The 15513-nt window shown below is 60.4% G+C and carries 18 protein-coding genes; 12 read left to right on the top strand and 6 right to left on the bottom strand.

The genetic code is table 11. From position 1 onward, the window contains the following. The first annotated feature begins 17 nt into the window (after positions 1-17). The 6 genes from FXO12_RS18125 to FXO12_RS18100 all read left to right on the top strand — a co-directional run bounded on the left by FXO12_RS18125 (position 18) and on the right by FXO12_RS18100 (position 5686). Positions 18-968, top strand: coding sequence for a LysR family transcriptional regulator (locus FXO12_RS18125; RefSeq protein WP_034129203.1), 951 nt, complete (start codon positions 18-20; stop codon positions 966-968). 30 nt (positions 969-998) lie between these two features. After that, positions 999-1325 carry a DOPA 4,5-dioxygenase family protein gene (locus tag FXO12_RS18120; protein WP_014716300.1) on the top strand — a complete coding sequence of 109 codons (327 nt, stop codon included), beginning with the start codon at positions 999-1001 and terminating at the stop codon, positions 1323-1325. Between the two features lie 176 nt (positions 1326-1501). Then, positions 1502-2461, top strand: a complete 960-nt coding sequence (locus FXO12_RS18115; protein WP_057975192.1) for a 2-dehydro-3-deoxygalactonokinase — start codon at positions 1502-1504, stop codon at positions 2459-2461. A gap of 1 nt (position 2462) precedes the next feature. Continuing rightward, a complete protein-coding gene (locus tag FXO12_RS18110) occupies positions 2463-3083 on the top strand; it encodes a 2-dehydro-3-deoxy-6-phosphogalactonate aldolase (RefSeq protein ID WP_057975191.1) in 621 nt (206 codons plus the stop codon). Positions 3084-3131: 48 nt separating this feature from the next. After that, positions 3132-4280, top strand: coding sequence for a galactonate dehydratase (gene dgoD, locus FXO12_RS18105; RefSeq protein WP_003187297.1), 1149 nt, complete (start codon positions 3132-3134; stop codon positions 4278-4280). 101 nt (positions 4281-4381) lie between these two features. After that, on the top strand, positions 4382-5686 hold the full coding sequence (locus FXO12_RS18100) for an MFS transporter (protein WP_032894350.1): 1305 nt from the start codon (positions 4382-4384) through the stop codon (positions 5684-5686). Positions 5687-5719: 33 nt separating this feature from the next. Here the strand turns inward: FXO12_RS18100 and FXO12_RS18095 are convergent, their stop codons facing one another. From FXO12_RS18095 to trpB, 3 genes are all read right to left on the bottom strand, one after another. Continuing rightward, positions 5720-7378 carry a BBE domain-containing protein gene (locus FXO12_RS18095; RefSeq protein ID WP_057975190.1) on the bottom strand — a complete coding sequence of 553 codons (1659 nt, stop codon included), beginning with the start codon at positions 7376-7378 and terminating at the stop codon, positions 5720-5722. A 187-nt stretch (positions 7379-7565) separates the two neighbouring features. Continuing rightward, positions 7566-8375 carry a tryptophan synthase subunit alpha gene (trpA, locus tag FXO12_RS18090; RefSeq protein ID WP_160049718.1) on the bottom strand — a complete coding sequence of 270 codons (810 nt, stop codon included), beginning with the start codon at positions 8373-8375 and terminating at the stop codon, positions 7566-7568. Further along, positions 8375-9601 (bottom strand): tryptophan synthase subunit beta, encoded by a 1227-nt coding sequence (gene trpB, locus FXO12_RS18085; protein WP_003187301.1) that lies wholly within the window; start codon positions 9599-9601, stop codon positions 8375-8377. The genes trpA and trpB overlap by 1 nt, the downstream gene beginning before the upstream one ends. Before the next feature lie 108 nt (positions 9602-9709). On the opposite strand from trpB, the gene FXO12_RS18080 reads away from it, so the two are divergent. Further along, entirely contained in the window at positions 9710-10606 is an 897-nt protein-coding gene (locus tag FXO12_RS18080) for a LysR family transcriptional regulator (protein ID WP_057975189.1), read from the top strand. Positions 10607-10614: 8 nt separating this feature from the next. On the opposite strand, the gene FXO12_RS18075 is transcribed toward FXO12_RS18080, so the two are convergent. Next, positions 10615-10941, bottom strand: a complete 327-nt coding sequence (locus FXO12_RS18075; protein ID WP_003187304.1) for a YqjD family protein — start codon at positions 10939-10941, stop codon at positions 10615-10617. Positions 10942-11098: 157 nt separating this feature from the next. Here FXO12_RS18075 and FXO12_RS18070 point away from each other — a divergent pair, with 157 nt between their 5' ends. Beyond that, complete coding sequence (locus FXO12_RS18070; protein WP_005783406.1) at positions 11099-11314, top strand: dodecin; 216 nt, start codon at positions 11099-11101, stop codon at positions 11312-11314. A 116-nt stretch (positions 11315-11430) separates the two neighbouring features. Next, a complete protein-coding gene (locus tag FXO12_RS18065) occupies positions 11431-11658 on the top strand; it encodes a DUF1161 domain-containing protein (RefSeq protein ID WP_034129210.1) in 228 nt (75 codons plus the stop codon). Between the two features lie 137 nt (positions 11659-11795). On the opposite strand, the gene FXO12_RS18060 is transcribed toward FXO12_RS18065, so the two are convergent. Beyond that, positions 11796-12797, bottom strand: coding sequence for an LLM class flavin-dependent oxidoreductase (locus tag FXO12_RS18060; RefSeq protein WP_034129211.1), 1002 nt, complete (start codon positions 12795-12797; stop codon positions 11796-11798). A gap of 217 nt (positions 12798-13014) precedes the next feature. On the opposite strand from FXO12_RS18060, the gene FXO12_RS18055 reads away from it, so the two are divergent. Both FXO12_RS18055 and FXO12_RS18050 read left to right on the top strand, forming a co-directional pair. Continuing rightward, positions 13015-13446 carry an OsmC family protein gene (locus FXO12_RS18055; RefSeq protein WP_034129212.1) on the top strand — a complete coding sequence of 144 codons (432 nt, stop codon included), beginning with the start codon at positions 13015-13017 and terminating at the stop codon, positions 13444-13446. A gap of 212 nt (positions 13447-13658) precedes the next feature. Further along, positions 13659-13898 (top strand): DUF1161 domain-containing protein, encoded by a 240-nt coding sequence (locus tag FXO12_RS18050; RefSeq protein ID WP_003187312.1) that lies wholly within the window; start codon positions 13659-13661, stop codon positions 13896-13898. 1 nt (position 13899) lies between these two features. Here FXO12_RS18050 and FXO12_RS18045 read toward each other — a convergent pair whose 3' ends face one another. Continuing rightward, positions 13900-14322 (bottom strand): hypothetical protein, encoded by a 423-nt coding sequence (locus FXO12_RS18045; RefSeq protein WP_057975188.1) that lies wholly within the window; start codon positions 14320-14322, stop codon positions 13900-13902. Between the two features lie 110 nt (positions 14323-14432). On the opposite strand from FXO12_RS18045, the gene FXO12_RS18040 reads away from it, so the two are divergent. Further along, positions 14433-15476: an aminopeptidase gene (locus FXO12_RS18040; RefSeq protein ID WP_057975187.1), complete on the top strand. Its 1044-nt coding sequence runs from the start codon at positions 14433-14435 to the stop codon at positions 15474-15476. The last annotated feature ends 37 nt before the right edge of the window (positions 15477-15513 follow it).

Below are 15513 nucleotides of genomic sequence, written 5' to 3'. Positions count from 1 at the left end.
TAGGATAAGTTGAGCTTATGTATGAAGCGCTGGGTGACCTCTCTCTCGATTTGCTGCGCGCCTTTGAGGCAGCGGCGCGTCATCGCAGTTTCACCGCGGCCGCGATGGAGCTGGGCACCACCCAACCGGCGGTCAGCCAGCAAATCAAACGCCTTGAAGAGCAACTGGCGATCCGCCTGTTTGATCGCATTTACCGCGGCATCGAACTGACTGACGCCGGTGCCCTGCTGTTCGAGCATGTGCAAGGCGGCCTGCAGAACATCAACCAGGGGCTCGGCGCCATCACTCAACAAAGCCAGCATGAAGTGCTGCAAGTCGCCACCGACTTTGCCTTCGCCGCCTATTGGCTGATGCCACGCCTGCATCGTTTTCACCAGGCCAACCCGCAGGTGGATGTCAGCCTGGTCACCAGTGAGCGCAACCCGGCCACCCTGCGCAGCGATATTGATGTGGCGGTGCTGTTCGGCGATGGCCGTTTCAAGCAGGGCGAGAGCCTGTGGTTGTTCAATGAGGAAGTGTTCCCGGTGTGCAGCCCACAGTGGCTCAAGGAGCAGGTCGCGCCCCTGACGGTGCAGACCTTGCAAGACTGCCCGTTGCTGCACCTGCGCCAGGAAAACAACAGCCAGTGGTTTGACTGGAACGGCGTGTTCCGCGAACTGGGTATCACGGCTGCGCCGACCCCGGGGCAATTGCGCTTCGACAACTACACCTTGCTGATCCAGGCCGCGATTGCCGGCCAGGGCGTCGCCATCGGCTGGCGCCACCTGGTGGATAACCTGCTGGAGCAGAATTGGCTGTGCCGGCCGATCAGCTCCACGGTGATCTCGCGCTTGGGCTATTACGTGGTGCAACCCCAGCGCAAACGCCGCGGACAGTTGGTGGACCGCTTTGTCGAGTGGCTTGTGGCGGAACAGGCCAACAGTGCGCACTCGTTGACCGGGCTGGCCCTGCCGTCGATTGCGGTCTAGGATCGGCCCACAGTGGAACCGGAGTCAGTCATGCAACGTATCAAGGGCTACCACGCCCATATCTACTTCGACGCCAGCACGATTGAGCAGGCGCGCACGCTCTGTGAGGACGCCGCCAAGTTGTTCCCGCTGCGCATGGGCCGTGTGCACGAGCGGCCCGTGGGCCCGCACCCGGATTGGAGTTGCCAGCTGGCGTTCGAGCCGGAATATATCGGTGTGGTGTTGCCGTGGCTGGCGCTGCATCGCAATGGTCTGGTGGTGTTCCTGCACCCTGAAACCGGTGACGACCTCAAGGACCACACCGATTACGCCATCTGGATGGGCGCGATGCGCGAGCTGGACTTGTCGATTTTTTAACCTTCCTTACCCGATAAATCCGCGGCCTTCCCTAAGTAAAAACAAGAATGGTTGTAGGATTTATCTTGTCTTGTCTCATTATATGGGATTGATATTTATATATTGAGATATTCCGCTCCCTAGGTTTATATTCGCCCATCTGCTTTTTTCAGCACCCACTCATTTCAGGTGAAGCGATGCAGGCGCAATTGATCGCGCTCGATTGGGGGACCAGCTCCCTTCGTGCTTACAAACTCGGTCCCGCGGGCGTTGTGCTGGAACAGCGCTCGCAAGCCTGGGGCATCATGCATTTGCCCACAGAGCCCCGGGAAATAGCCGGTGTGCTATGCACTGACGGCTTTGAACTGGCGTTCGATAGCGCCTGCGGCGATTGGCTTGATGCCCAGCCCGGGCTGCCGGTAATCGCTTGCGGCATGGTCGGCAGCGCACAGGGTTGGAGTGAGGCGGCCTATCGCAGCACGCCGGTGGATGTCGCCAGTCTCGGCCAGGCGTTGCATGGCATACGCAGCCTGCGTGGGGTGCAGGTGCATATCGTGCCGGGGGTGATCGAGCAAGTGGGTCTGCCTAATGTCATGCGTGGCGAAGAAACCCAAGTGCTCGGCGTACTGCAAGGCCTTGGGCCCCAGGTGTTGATCGGCCTGCCCGGCAGCCATTCCAAGTGGGTCGAGGTGGTGGAAGGCCGCATTACCCATTTCGATACCTTCATGACTGGCGAAGTGTTTGCGGTGTTGAGCAAGCACAGCATCCTGGGGCGTACCCAACAAGCGAGCGAGCAGTTCCAGGCCGAGGCGTTTGATCAAGGCGTGCGCGTGGCGCTGTCCAACGATGGCCAGCGTGGCGTGCTTTCAACCCTGTTCAGTGCCCGTACCCTTGGGCTCACTGCGCAGCTGGCGCCCGACCAGCAACCCGATTACCTGTCTGGCCTGCTCATCGGCCATGAGCTCGCCGGCTTGCCAGATTCGGCCAAACATCAGCCGATCATCCTGGTCGGCGCTGCTGCACTTTGCGCCCGCTATCAACGCGCCCTCGCCCATTGCGGATTTGCCCACGTCAGCCTGGCGCAAGAAGCCACCGAGCGTGGCCTGTGGCAACTGGCGCAAGCCGCCGGGCTCATTCGACCTGTACTGGAGGCCTGACATGCTCAAGCAAGCACTCGCACAAAACGGTTTGATCGCCATCCTGCGCGGCTTACGCCCCGACGAAGCCCAGGCGGTCGGCCAGGTGCTGTACGACGCGGGTTTTCGCGTGATCGAAGTGCCGCTCAACTCGCCAGACCCCTACACCAGTATCCGTACCCTGCGCGACAGCTTGCCCGCCGATTGCCTGATCGGTGCCGGCACGGTGTTGACGCCTGAGCAGGTCGAACAGGTCAAGGCGGCCGGAGGCCAGGTGATCGTCATGCCCCACAGCGATGCCAAGGTGCTGCGTGCCGCCAAAGCGGCGGGCCTGTACTTGTCGCCTGGGGTAGCCACGCCTACCGAAGCCTTTGCCGCACTGGCCGAAGGCGCCGATGTGTTGAAGCTGTTCCCGGCCGAGCAGATGGGCCCTTCAGTGATCAAGGCATGGCTGGCGGTATTGCCGGCGGGCACGTTGCTGCTGCCGGTGGGCGGCATTACCCCGGACAACATGCAGGTGTTTACCGACGCCGGCGCCAAGGGCTTCGGATTGGGTTCCGGGCTGTTCAAGCCGGGCATGACAGTGGATCAGGTTGCGAGCCGTGCCCAGGCTTATGTCGCCGCCTGGAAAGCCCTGAGCTGAGAGCATATTCCGCGCCCACAGGCGCTGCATCTATAAGAGAGACAAGAGATGAAAATCACCAAACTGACGACCTTTATCGTTCCGCCGCGCTGGTGCTTCCTCAAGGTCGAAACCGACCAGGGTGTGACCGGCTGGGGTGAGCCTGTGGTCGAGGGCCGCGCTCACACGGTGGCTGCCGCTGTCGAAGAACTGTCCGACTACCTGATCGGCAAAGACCCACGCAATATCGAAGATATCTGGACCGTGCTCTATCGCGGCGGCTTCTACCGAGGTGGCGCGGTGCACATGAGCGCCCTCGCCGGCATCGACCAGGCGTTGTGGGACATCAAGGGCAAGGCCCTCGGTGTATCGGTCAGCGATCTGCTGGGCGGCCAGGTGCGTGACAAGATCCGTGTGTACTCATGGATCGGCGGTGACCGCCCCGCCGATACTGCCCGTGCCGCCAAAGAGGCGGTGGCCCGTGGCTTCACAGCCGTGAAAATGAATGGCACCGAAGAATTGCAGTTTGTCGACAGCTTCGAAAAAGTCGACCTGGCCCTGGCCAACGTCGCTGCTGTGCGCGATGCGGTCGGCCCTAACGTGGGTATTGGCGTCGACTTCCATGGCCGCGTGCACAAGCCGATGGCCAAGGTGCTGATGAAAGAGCTCGACCCGTACAAACTGATGTTCATTGAAGAGCCGGTGCTCAGCGAAAACTACGAAGCGCTGAAAGAACTGGCCCCGCTGACCAGTACGCCGATCGCCTTGGGTGAGCGCCTGTTCTCGCGCTGGGATTTCAAGCGGGTGCTCAGCGAAGGCTACGTCGACATCATCCAGCCGGACGCCTCCCACGCAGGTGGTATCACCGAAACCCGCAAGATCGCCAACATGGCCGAAGCCTACGACGTGGCCCTGGCCCTGCACTGTCCGCTGGGCCCGATTGCCTTGGCGGCATGCCTGCAGCTGGATGCGGTTTGCTACAACGCGTTTATCCAGGAGCAGAGCCTGGGTATTCACTACAACGAAAGCAACGATCTGCTCGACTATGTGCGTGATCCAGGCGTATTCGACTATGACCAGGGCTTTGTGAAGATCCCCAACGGCCCAGGTCTGGGCATTGAGATCAACGAGGAGTATGTGGTTGAGCGCGCGGCCATCGGCCATCGCTGGCGCAATCCGATCTGGCGCCATGCCGATGGCAGTTTTGCCGAGTGGTGATTTCCACCTGATTGAAACGCGCCAAAAAATGTGGGAGCAGGCAAGCCAGCTCCCACATTGAGCGCGTTCCTTCCTCAACAAATATAAAAAGAGGCACCCCCATGCACCCTGAATCCCTCACCGGGCAGGCTTCTTTAGTCACGCCTAGCAGAAAGCGCTTTTTCATCATGGTGCTGCTGTTCATCACCGTGGTCATCAACTACCTCGACCGTAGCAACCTGTCGATTGCTGCGCCCGCGCTGACCAGCGAGCTGGGGATCGATCCGGTGCAAGTCGGGCTGATTTTTTCTGCCTTCGGCTGGACCTACGCCGCCATGCAAATCCCGGGTGGCTGGCTGGTAGACCGGGTGCCGCCGCGCATTCTCTACACGGCCGCCCTGCTGCTGTGGTCGATTGCCACCGTGATGCTCGGTTTCGCCGCCAGCTTTATCGCGCTGTTCGTGCTGCGCATGGCCGTGGGCGCGTTGGAGGCGCCGGCCTATCCCATCAACAGCCGTGTGGTCACCACCTGGTTTCCCGAGCGCGAGCGCGCCACGGCTATCGGCGTCTATACCTCCGGGCAATTCGTCGGCCTGGCGTTCCTCACTCCGGTACTGGCGTGGCTGCAGCACCAGTACGGCTGGCACATGGTGTTTGTGGTGACCGGTGGCGTCGGCATCCTGTGGGCCGCGATCTGGTACGCGGTGTACCGCGAGCCCAAAGATTTCAAAGGCGCCAACGAAGCCGAAATCCAACTGATCCGCGACGGTGGCGGGCTGGTGGACATGCAGGCTAAAACCGTCAAGGCACCCTTCAGCTGGACCGACCTCGGCATCGTGCTGAGCAAACGCAAGCTGTGGGGCATCTACCTGGGCCAGTTTTGCCTGAACTCCACGCTGTGGTTCTTCCTGACCTGGTTCCCGACGTACCTGGTGAAATATCGCGGCATGGACTTTATCCAGTCTGGCTTGCTGGCCTCCTTGCCGTTCCTGGCCGCGTTTGTGGGCGTGCTGTGTTCGGGGGTGTTTTCCGATTGGCTGATTCGCCGTGGGGCATCGGTGGGCTTTGCGCGCAAGTTGCCGATCATCAGTGGGCTGCTGATTTCCACGGCGATCATCGGGGCCAACTATGTGGACTCGACGGGGTGGGTCATCGCGTTTCTGGCGGTGGCGTTTTTCGGCAATGGCCTGGCGTCGATCACCTGGTCGCTGGTGTCGACCTTGGCGCCTGCCCGTCTGTTGGGGCTGACCGGCGGGGTGTTCAACTTCATCGGCAACCTGGCGGCAATTGCCACGCCTATCGTGATTGGCTTTCTGGCCAGTGGCTCGTCATTTGCGCCGGCCATTACCTACATTGCGGTCCTGGCGCTGCTCGGCGCGCTTTCCTACATATTGCTGGTCGGCAAAGTCGAGCGGATCGAGCTGTAAAAAGGGCGACCTTCGGGTCGCCCTTTTTTCGTTCTACGGCACCGACATCTCGTTGCGAAATATATTGTGCGGGTCCCAGCGCTGCTTGGTACGGCGCAAGCGGCTTTCGATCATCAGATCGGGAAAGAAGATTTTGTACCACTGGGGGTTTTTGCCGTTGGCCGGATTACCGCCTGTGTAGGTCATGTCGAGGTCGGGGTAATTGATGTAGCAGCCTTCGAACGCATTGTTGAGCGGTACGCCTTGCGCATCGGCAAACGCATTGACGTACAGCCCTCGGATCCAGTCGGCATGGGCTTGATCCGCGGCCGCGCTGTCGCCGTGCCAGTAACACTGGGGTTGCCACTTGAGGAGGGACGAACGCTGGGCGGCCGACGACTCCTTGCGTACGGGCGCGCTGGCGGCGTTGATCTGGCCGCCGAAGGACTGAATCTGGATCAGGCTTTGTGTCAGGTGGTTGTCAGGGTCCGGCCAGGTCAGGGTAGTCCAGATGGCCTGTAGCACTTGGGGGCTGAACTCACCTTTCTGATAGGCCGATTTATAGCGCCCACGCTGATTGTCTCCCGAACCATTCAATGTTTGCTCGCACACCAGCCAGTCCAGGCGCCGCGCCGCAGCCTGGGCGGATGAGACTGAGTCGATGGGGCGCCCGCCGGCTGTGCCGGGCGGCAAATGGACCACATGAAACGGCACCAGCGACTCGGTGGCAGGTAAGCCGATGGCCGTGAGCATCTTGTCGACAAAATCATCGAAGGGCGCACGGTCGTTCAGCTCCCCCTCCTTGTCCACATAATGGATACCCAAGGTGATATTGCCTGTGTGCTCGTGGCGCATTTCCAGTTTGGTCGCCAGGCCCCAGGTGTCCGGGTTGCTCTGATGACTGGCGAACCATCGCTGGTAAGCCACCAGCAGGTTGTTAAGTGCATCCTGGGTCAGTACTGACCAATCCCATTCCAACACCAGCCACAGTACTTCTTTGGGGGCCGGTGGCAGGTCCTTGAAGTAATAGCTGGTGATAATGCCGAATTGACCACCCCCCGCACCGCAGCACGCGGCGAACAGGTCCAATTCGTCCTCTTGGGTGCTGTCCCTGCTGACATGGCGCGGTTCTAGCCCTTTGCCTTGGCTGTCAGGCACCAGGATATCGACCCCGCTGAGCCAGTCACACACCAGTCCATACTTGCGAGACAGCAGCCCATAGCCGCCACCGCAAATGTGTCCGCCCAGGCCCACGCTATAGCATGAGCCGCCGGGCAAGGTTTTGTTGGCCAGCTTGTACAAAGCGCCATAGGCGTCCCAGTTCTGGCCGCCGGCCTCCAGGCGAAAGCGGTAGCGAAAGGGCTGCGTGGGGTTCAGCTCGGAACCGATCTGGCCGTTGGCATCGTAGATCACTCGGTTCAGCGCGCTGATATCCAGGATCGACAGCACCTCATTCGGGCTGTCGGGCATCTTGTTGGCGACAAACCCTTCGTAGCAATGACCGCCGCTGCGTACGGTGATGCGTCCATTGGGCAGGGCCAATGCCTGGGCGGCGGCGTCCATGATGTCTTGCGGGCTGCGGCAAAGGTAAATCAGGTTGGCGCCATTGGGCGAAGACTGGCCCTGCACATTGCCCAAGGGCCAGCGCAGATTGAAACCCTTTTGCAGGGTTGAGTGACGACGGTCTGAAACGGTGACGAGATCAAATGCCATGATGTACTCCTAAGAGCCAAGAATGACTTCTGATGCGGCTAACTTAACGACCGAGGGGCAAGGACTACGGGGCTTGCGAAGGTGGTTAGACGGCAAAGGGCACGAAGTGCATTAAAAAAGGAGGTGGGCGACATGCCCACCTCCTTTGAAGCCTAGCGTATAAGCTGCGGTCGTTGCGCCGTGCAACTTACTTGCGTGCGTTGCGCACACCTTCCGACAGCGCTGCGCACAGGGTCAGCACGCCATCAATGGCTTGCTGGTCGTTCTTGGCCGTGGCGATATGATCGATCAGCGCCGAACCCACTACCACCCCGTCCGCCAAGCGTGCGATGGCCGCTGCCTGGTCGGGTGTGCGGATACCAAAGCCGATGCTGATCGGCAGGTCGGTATGGCGGCGCAGGCGGGCCACGGCTTCTTCGACGTGTTCCAGGGTGGCGGCACCCGCCCCGGTGACACCGGCGACCGACACGTAATACACAAACCCGGAGCTGCCATTGAGCACAGTAGGCAGGCGCACGTCATCGGTGGTCGGCGTGGTCAGGCGGATAAAGTCGATACCTGCGGCCTGGGCCGGGTCGCACAGCTCGCCGTTATGCTCGGGGGGCATGTCCACCACGATCAGGCCGTCGACGCCAGCTGCCTTGGCATCGGCAATGAACTGCGACACGCCGTATTTGTGGATCGGGTTGAAATAGCCCATCAACACCAGCGGCGTGTCGTCGTTGTCCTGGCGGAACTCGCGAACCATCTGCAGGGTTTTCAACAGGTTCTGTTTGGCGGCCAGTGCGCGGATATTGGCCAGCTGGATGGCCGGGCCATCGGCCATCGGGTCGGTGAAGGGCATGCCCAGCTCGATCACATCGGCGCCGGCGGCCGGCAAGCCCTTGAGGATCGCCAGCGAGGTGTCATAGCCGGGGTCGCCAGCGGTGACGAAGGTCACCAGGGCGGCGCGAGTTTGTTCTTTAAGTTGCGCAAAGCGGGTTTGCAGGCGGCTCATCAGTGTTTCTCCTGCTTGGACTGTTCCATATGGTGCATCACGGTCTGCATGTCTTTGTCGCCACGGCCCGAGAGGTTGACCACCATCAGGTGATCTTTGGGCAAGTTTGGCGCGCGCTTGAATACTTCAGCCAGGGCGTGGGCGCTTTCCAGTGCCGGAATGATCCCTTCCAGGCGGCAGCATTTGTGGAAGGCTTGCAGGGCCTCATCGTCAGTCACCGAGGTGTACTGGACGCGGCCGATGTCATGCAACCAGGCGTGTTCCGGGCCGATGCCGGGGTAGTCCAGGCCTGCGGAAATCGAGTGGGCGTCGATGATCTGGCCGTCGTCGTCCTGCAGCAGGAAGGTGCGGTTGCCGTGCAGCACGCCCGGTACGCCGCCGTTGAGACTGGCAGCGTGCTTACCGGTTTCGATGCCATGGCCTGCGGCTTCAACACCGATGATCTCGACGCTGGTGTCATCCAGGAATGGGTGGAACAGGCCCATGGCGTTGGAACCGCCGCCGATGCACGCCACCAGGCTGTCCGGCAGGCGGCCTTCCTGGGCTTGCAACTGGGTGCGGGTTTCCTTGCCGATCACGGCCTGGAAGTCGCGCACCATCGCCGGGTATGGGTGTGGCCCGGCCACGGTACCGATCAGGTAGAAGGTGCTGTCGACATTGGTTACCCAGTCGCGCAGGGCTTCGTTCATGGCGTCTTTGAGGGTGCCGGTGCCGGCGACCACGGGGATGACCTCGGCGCCCAGCAGCTTCATGCGGAACACGTTGGCCTGCTGGCGCTCGATGTCGGTGGTGCCCATGTAGATCACGCATTGCAGGCCAAAGCGCGCTGCCACGGTTGCGGTGGCCACGCCGTGCATGCCGGCGCCGGTCTCGGCGATGATGCGTTTCTTGCCCATGCGCCGGGCCAGCAGGATCTGGCCGATGCAGTTGTTGATCTTGTGCGCGCCGGTGTGGTTGAGCTCTTCGCGCTTGAGGTAGATTTTGGCGCCGCCGCAGAACTCGGTCAGGCGTTCGGCAAAATACAGCGGGCTTGGGCGCCCGACATAATCGCGCTGAAAGTAGGCCAATTCTTCGTTAAACGCCGGATCTACCTTCGCCGCTTCGTATTCACGGGCCAGGTCGAGAATCAACGGCATCAGGGTTTCAGCGACGTAGCGGCCGCCGAACGCACCAAACAGGCCGTTGGCGTCAGGGCCGTTGCGTAGATCGGTCTGGGACTGAGTCATGGGACGCTCCAGGAAAAATGTGTTTAAAGGCAATGACGGTCACTCTACTCGTGACGCTCTGGCCTGAAAACCGATAAGATCGCCGCAACCTGTCAGGAAAACTCACAGATGAGCCGCGACCTTCCTCCCCTCAACGCCCTGCGCGCTTTTGAAGCCACCGCTCGCCTTAACAGCGTCAGCCAGGCTGCGGAGCTATTGCACGTGACCCATGGTGCGGTCAGCCGCCAGTTGAAAGTGCTGGAGGAGCACTTGGGCGTGAGCCTGTTCATCAAGGATGGGCGCGGCCTTAAACTCACAGATGCCGGCGTCAGGCTACGAGATGCCAGCAGCGAGGCTTTCGAGCGGTTGCGCGACGTGTGCGCCGAACTCACCCAACGCGGCGCTGACGCGCCCTTCGTTCTTGGTTGTTCAGGCAGTTTGCTGGCGCGTTGGTTTATCCCTCGGCTGGGGCGGTTGAATGCTGACTTGCCGGATTTACGCTTGCACCTGTCGGCAGGCGAAGGCGATCTGGACCCGCGCCGCCCGGGGCTGGATGCCTTGCTGGTATTCGCTGAGCCGCCGTGGCCGGCGGATATGCAGGTGTATGAGCTGGCCAGCGAGCGCATCGGCCCGGTCTTGAGCCCCCGCTTCGCCGGTTTTGAACAACTGCGTCAGGCCCCAGCGTCGGATCTGCTGGAGCAACCCTTGCTTCACACCACCTCACGTCCGCAAGCCTGGCCCAGTTGGGCACGGCAACACGGCCTAGAGCCCGGCGCGCTGAAACTCGGCCAGGGGTTTGAGCATTTGTATTATCTGCTGGAAGCGGCGGTTGCCGGCTTGGGAGTGGCAATTGCGCCAGAACCGCTGGTGGCAGAGGACCTGCGAGCGGGTCGCCTGGTGGCGCCTTGGGGGTTCAGTGAAACCCCGGCGCACCTGGCGTTGTGGCTACCCAAGCGCGCCGCAGACGGGCGCGCCCGGCAGTTGGCGCAATGGCTCAAGGCTGAGCTGTTGCGTCAACCGATGTAACCGGTCAATCAGTCACCGCGTTTGCACAGCAGATAAGCCGCCAGCAGGCCCAGCGCGCCAACGGCGACACCGGCGGTCGTCCAGGGGTGCTCTTGTGCGTAGTCACGGGTGGCAGCGCTGGTTTCGCGGATTTTGACTTTGCTTTCTTCGTAGGCGTCGCTGATCAGGTGGCGAGAGTGCTTGAGGGCGTTCTCGGCATTGCTTTTCAAGGCCTTCAGCGTTTTGCGCGACTCATCGGACGCGTCGTCCTTGAGGCTCTCCAGCGATTTGAGCAGGCTCGAAATCTCGGCTTCCATGCTTTCCAGCGACGCTTTGCGTAAAGAAGTGTTGGCCATGTGGACATCTCCTGAAGTGATTGAGTGGCGTGTGTAGATACCGACTGCGCCGGTTTCAGAAAGTGCAGTAATTCTGAACTTTCGCCTCCCAACGGTCGCCTGAAGCAGTACGCACATTCGCTGCTAGTCTTGATTGACGACCTAAAGGAGAAACGTCATGAGTGATCATCACACGTACAAGAAAGTCGAACTGGTAGGCTCTTCCACCACCAGCATCGAAGACGCGATCAACAATGCCCTGGCTGAAGCCAACAAAAGCATCAAGCATCTGGAGTGGTTTGAGGTGACCGAAACCCGTGGTCACATCAAAGATGGCAAGGCTGCGCACTTCCAGGTCACGCTCAAAGTGGGATTCCGAATTGCCAGTAGTTGATCGGCAGAGTTGAACTTTGCCCGCTGGCCGATTGCCATAACCTGCGCTACAAACAACGGGTGCCGACGCGATGAGCGTCGGCACGCTCTTTTTGATCAGCGCAAGGAAAGTAACGGATGAAGAAGTTTCTGTTAGCGGTAGGGTTGTTGAGCATTGCGGGTACCGCTATGGCGGCGGGCAAGCCTTGTGAAGAGCTGAAAAGCGAAATCGCAGCGAAAATCGACGCCAACGGCGCTTCGGGGTATTCGCTGGAAGTGGTGGACAAAGGTGCTACGCCAAGTGACCAGAAAGTAGTTGGCACCTGCGAAGGTGGCACCAAGGAAATTGCCTACAAGCGCGGCTAACCCCGTGCTGTATAAGCGACGCACCTGTGGCGAGGGAGCTTGCTCCCGCTGGGCTGCGTAGCGGCCCCAAAAAAATGGGAGCGCTGCGCACTCCAGCGGGAGCAAGCTCCCTCGCCACAGGTATATCGTTTGACCATTCAGCCCTTCATTACTTGTGCAAGCAGCTCGTAGGAATGAATCCGGTCGGCGTGCTCATACAGGTCACTGGTAAAAATCAGCTCATCGGCACCGGTCTGCTCGATCAACACCTCCAACTTGCCGCGAATCTTCGCCGGGCTGCCCACCATGGCCAAGCCGAGGAAGCTACCGACCGCATCTTTTTCATGGGGCAACCACAGGCCGTCCATGGTTTTTACTGGAGGGCGCTGCACCAGGCTCTGGCCGCGCATCAACGCGAGAATACGCTGGTACACCGAGGTGGCCAGGTAATCGGCCTGCTCATCGGTGTCGGCCGCCACCAGCGGAATGCCGAGCATCACGTAGGGCTTGTCCAGTACGGCTGAAGGCTTGAAGTGATTGCGATACACGCGAATTGCCTCATGCATCAAGCGCGGTGCGAAATGGGAGGCGAAGGCGTAAGGCAAGCCACGCTCACCGGCCAATTGTGCGCTGAACAGGCTTGAACCCAGCAGCCACACCGGCACATTGGTGCCGGTGCCCGGTACCGCGATAACCCGTTGGTCGGGCGTACGCGGGCCGAGGTAGGCCATCAGCTCGGCCACATCTTCGGGGAAGTCATCGGCACTGCCGGAGCGTTCACGGCGCAGGGCGCGGGCGGTCATCTGGTCGGAACCGGGCGCGCGCCCCAGGCCCAGGTCAATACGACCGGGGTAGAGGCTTTCCAGCGTACCGAACTGCTCGGCGATCACCAGTGGCGCGTGGTTTGGCAACATCACCCCGCCAGACCCCACGCGAATGGTCGAGGTGCCGCCTGCCAGGTAACCGAGCAGTACCGAGGTGGCCGAACTGGCGATGCCGTCCATATTGTGGTGCTCAGCTACCCAGAAACGGTGGTAGCCGAACTTCTCCACATGCTGGGCCAGGTCCAGGGAATTGCGCAGCGACTGCGCCGGGCTGCCGTTGGCGCGTACGGGCACCAGGTCGAGGGTCGAGAACTTTACGTCGGACAGCGATTTCATAAGCCTGCTTCTCCAATGGGGGCGCAGGCTTTCTAGACGAACCAAAACCTGCCGCTTCATGTGCATGCTCTATGCAATGAGGGCATATACCCGAGATTCAATAGGTAGCTCTGAAATTTCCTACTAGATTGCTAGGTTTCTCTTACGAATGAACTTTGTTTTGACGTCTATCCTCAGAACCCTTACCGACGCAAAACCACCGTTCGAGGAGAAAGCTATGAGTATCGTTAAAAAGGCATCCGCGCATTGGGAAGGCGACCTGAAGACTGGCCTGGGCTCCATTTCCACCGAAACCGGCGTGCTGCGCGAAGCGCCCTACGGCTTCAAGGCCCGCTTCGAGGGCGGCAAGGGTACCAACCCTGAAGAATTGATCGGCGCGGCTCACGCCGGCTGTTTCTCCATGGCGTTTTCCATGATTCTCGGCGACGCCGGGCTCAAGGCTGAAAGCATCGACACCCAGGCCGAAGTGACTCTGGACCAGGTTGAGGGCGGCTTTGCGATTACAGCAGTGCACCTGATCCTGAAGGCCAAAATCCCAGGCGCGAGCCAGGCACAGTTCGATGAACTGAGCAAAAAAGCCAAGGAAGGGTGCCCGGTCTCCAAGGTACTGAATGCAACCATCACCTTGGATGCCACGCTGGTCAACTGACACAGCAGTCATCTTATGTGGGAGCGGGCTTGCTCGCGAATGCGGTGGATCAGCCGATATCTTCGGTGACTGATACTGCGTATTCGCGAGCAAGCCCGCTCTCACATTTTTGGTGCTGCGTTAAATTAGAACTCGTGTTTGCAAAATGTGGTCGAATAGCCCATGCAGCCTAGGCGCACACTCGTGCGCAGCGCATTCAGGGAGCTCCACACATGAAACGTTTTGCCTTGGCAATCATCTGCGGTGTATTGGCCACTTCGGCCGTGGCCGCGCCAAAAGATTGTGAAGAGCTCAGGAAAGAAATCGAAGTGAAGATCCAGGCCAAGGCGATTCCGTCCTACACCCTGGAAATCATCACCGCCGAAGAAGCCAAGAACCATGACGAAGCCATGATTGTCGGCTCATGCGAAAACGGCACCAAGCGCATCATCTATCAAAAGAACAACGACTGACTCAGATGCAGTTCACGCTGCGCTCTTCGGCCAATAGTTGGCGGGTTGAGTCGTACAGCCGGATGTTGGGCGTGAACGCCAGTGAGCGCCCTTCCAGCACATAGCGCTGGCCGGCCTGAAAGTGGTCGTACTGCAGCGTCATGAAGCAGGTGCGATACATCATCTGGCTGAGGCCACCCAGGCCGCCGCCGGCGGGCACTTCAAAGTCAAAGCGCACCATCAGCTCGTGAGGGCCGGGAGGCATTTGAAAAAAGCGCCCGTCGTCTAGGTTTTTCCCGTCCAGGCGCTGAGCCATTACCAACTTGGAACCCGGGGTGGGCGTGGTGAAATCGACCCAGGCCTGCTGCGGGTCCACGGGGGGGATGGGGGTCGAGGCGCAAGCGCTGAGGAATACAGCGGCGACGGGAAGCAAGAGCGGGCGCATGGCAAGTACTCAACACGAGAAGAGGCTTGAGTATAAACACGCCACGCCGTGGAAAAATCCCCTGCAAGCGCGATAGTCTGGCGAACCCATCACCCAGGAGCAGTCAGTGCATGATCAGGCGTTTTCTTCCAGGACTGATGGTTTTGCTGCTCAGCGGCTGCTCCAGTGTCAGTTATTACAGCCAGTTGGCGAGTGGCCAGTGGCACCTGTTGCGGGCACGGGAGCCGGTTGCCGAGGTCATCGCCGACCCTGCTCGCCCGCCACTGCTGCGCGAGCATCTGGCTCAATCGCAGAAAGCTCGAACCTTTGCCAGTGAACATCTGCACCTGCCGGACAATCAAAGTTACCGACTCTATGCCGATATCGGCCGACCCTATGTGGTCTGGAATGTCTTCGCCACGCAGGAATTTTCTCTGTCACCCCAGAACCATTGCTTTCCCATCGCCGGTTGCGTCGCCTATCGCGGCTACTACAACCAAGGTGCGGCCCGGGGCGAGGCGGCGCTGTTGCGGCAACAGGGCATGGATGTGTCGATCGGCGGCGTGGAGGCCTACTCCACCCTGGGCTGGTTCAACGACCCGATCATGAGCTCGATGATGAGCTGGGGCGATGAGCGCCTTGCCACGCTGATTTTCCATGAGCTGGCCCACCAGCGCTTCTACGTGAAGGATGACACCGAGTTCAACGAGTCCTATGCCAGTTTTGTCGAGCAGGAGGGCACGCGCCAATGGCGTGCGGCGCGGGGCCTGGCGCCTGTCGGCGATGCGGCGTTGAAGCAACGCGATCAATTTATCCGGCTGATTCTCGATACCCGTAGACGCCTGGAGGCGTTGTACGCGCAGCCGTTGGCAGCGGACGCGATGCGCCGGGCCAAAGCGGCGCAATTCGAGCAGTTGCGTAGTGAATACCGGCACCTGCGTGATAGCCAATGGGGTGGTGACAAGCGTTATGACGCCTGGATTAACCAGCCGATGAATAACGCGCGGCTTTTGCCGTTTGGGTTGTATGACCAATGGGTGCCGGCGTTTGCGGCGTTGTTTGCGCGGGAAGGCGGGGATTGGGTGAGGTTTTATGCGGCGGTGGAGAAGTTGGGTGGGCTGCCGGTGGAGCAGCGTAAAGCGGCGTTGAGGCAGTTGGAGACGGTTGGTCGTTAGGGCATCTTCGCAGGCAAGCCAGCTCCCACAGTTGACC

It is taken from the genome of Pseudomonas sp. J380 (assembly GCF_009827115.1).
GTDB classification, from domain to species: domain Bacteria; phylum Pseudomonadota; class Gammaproteobacteria; order Pseudomonadales; family Pseudomonadaceae; genus Aquipseudomonas; species Aquipseudomonas paracarnis.
The sequence above is the reverse complement of the archived record's forward strand: the minus strand, read 5'-3'. Positions and strand labels throughout refer to the sequence as shown.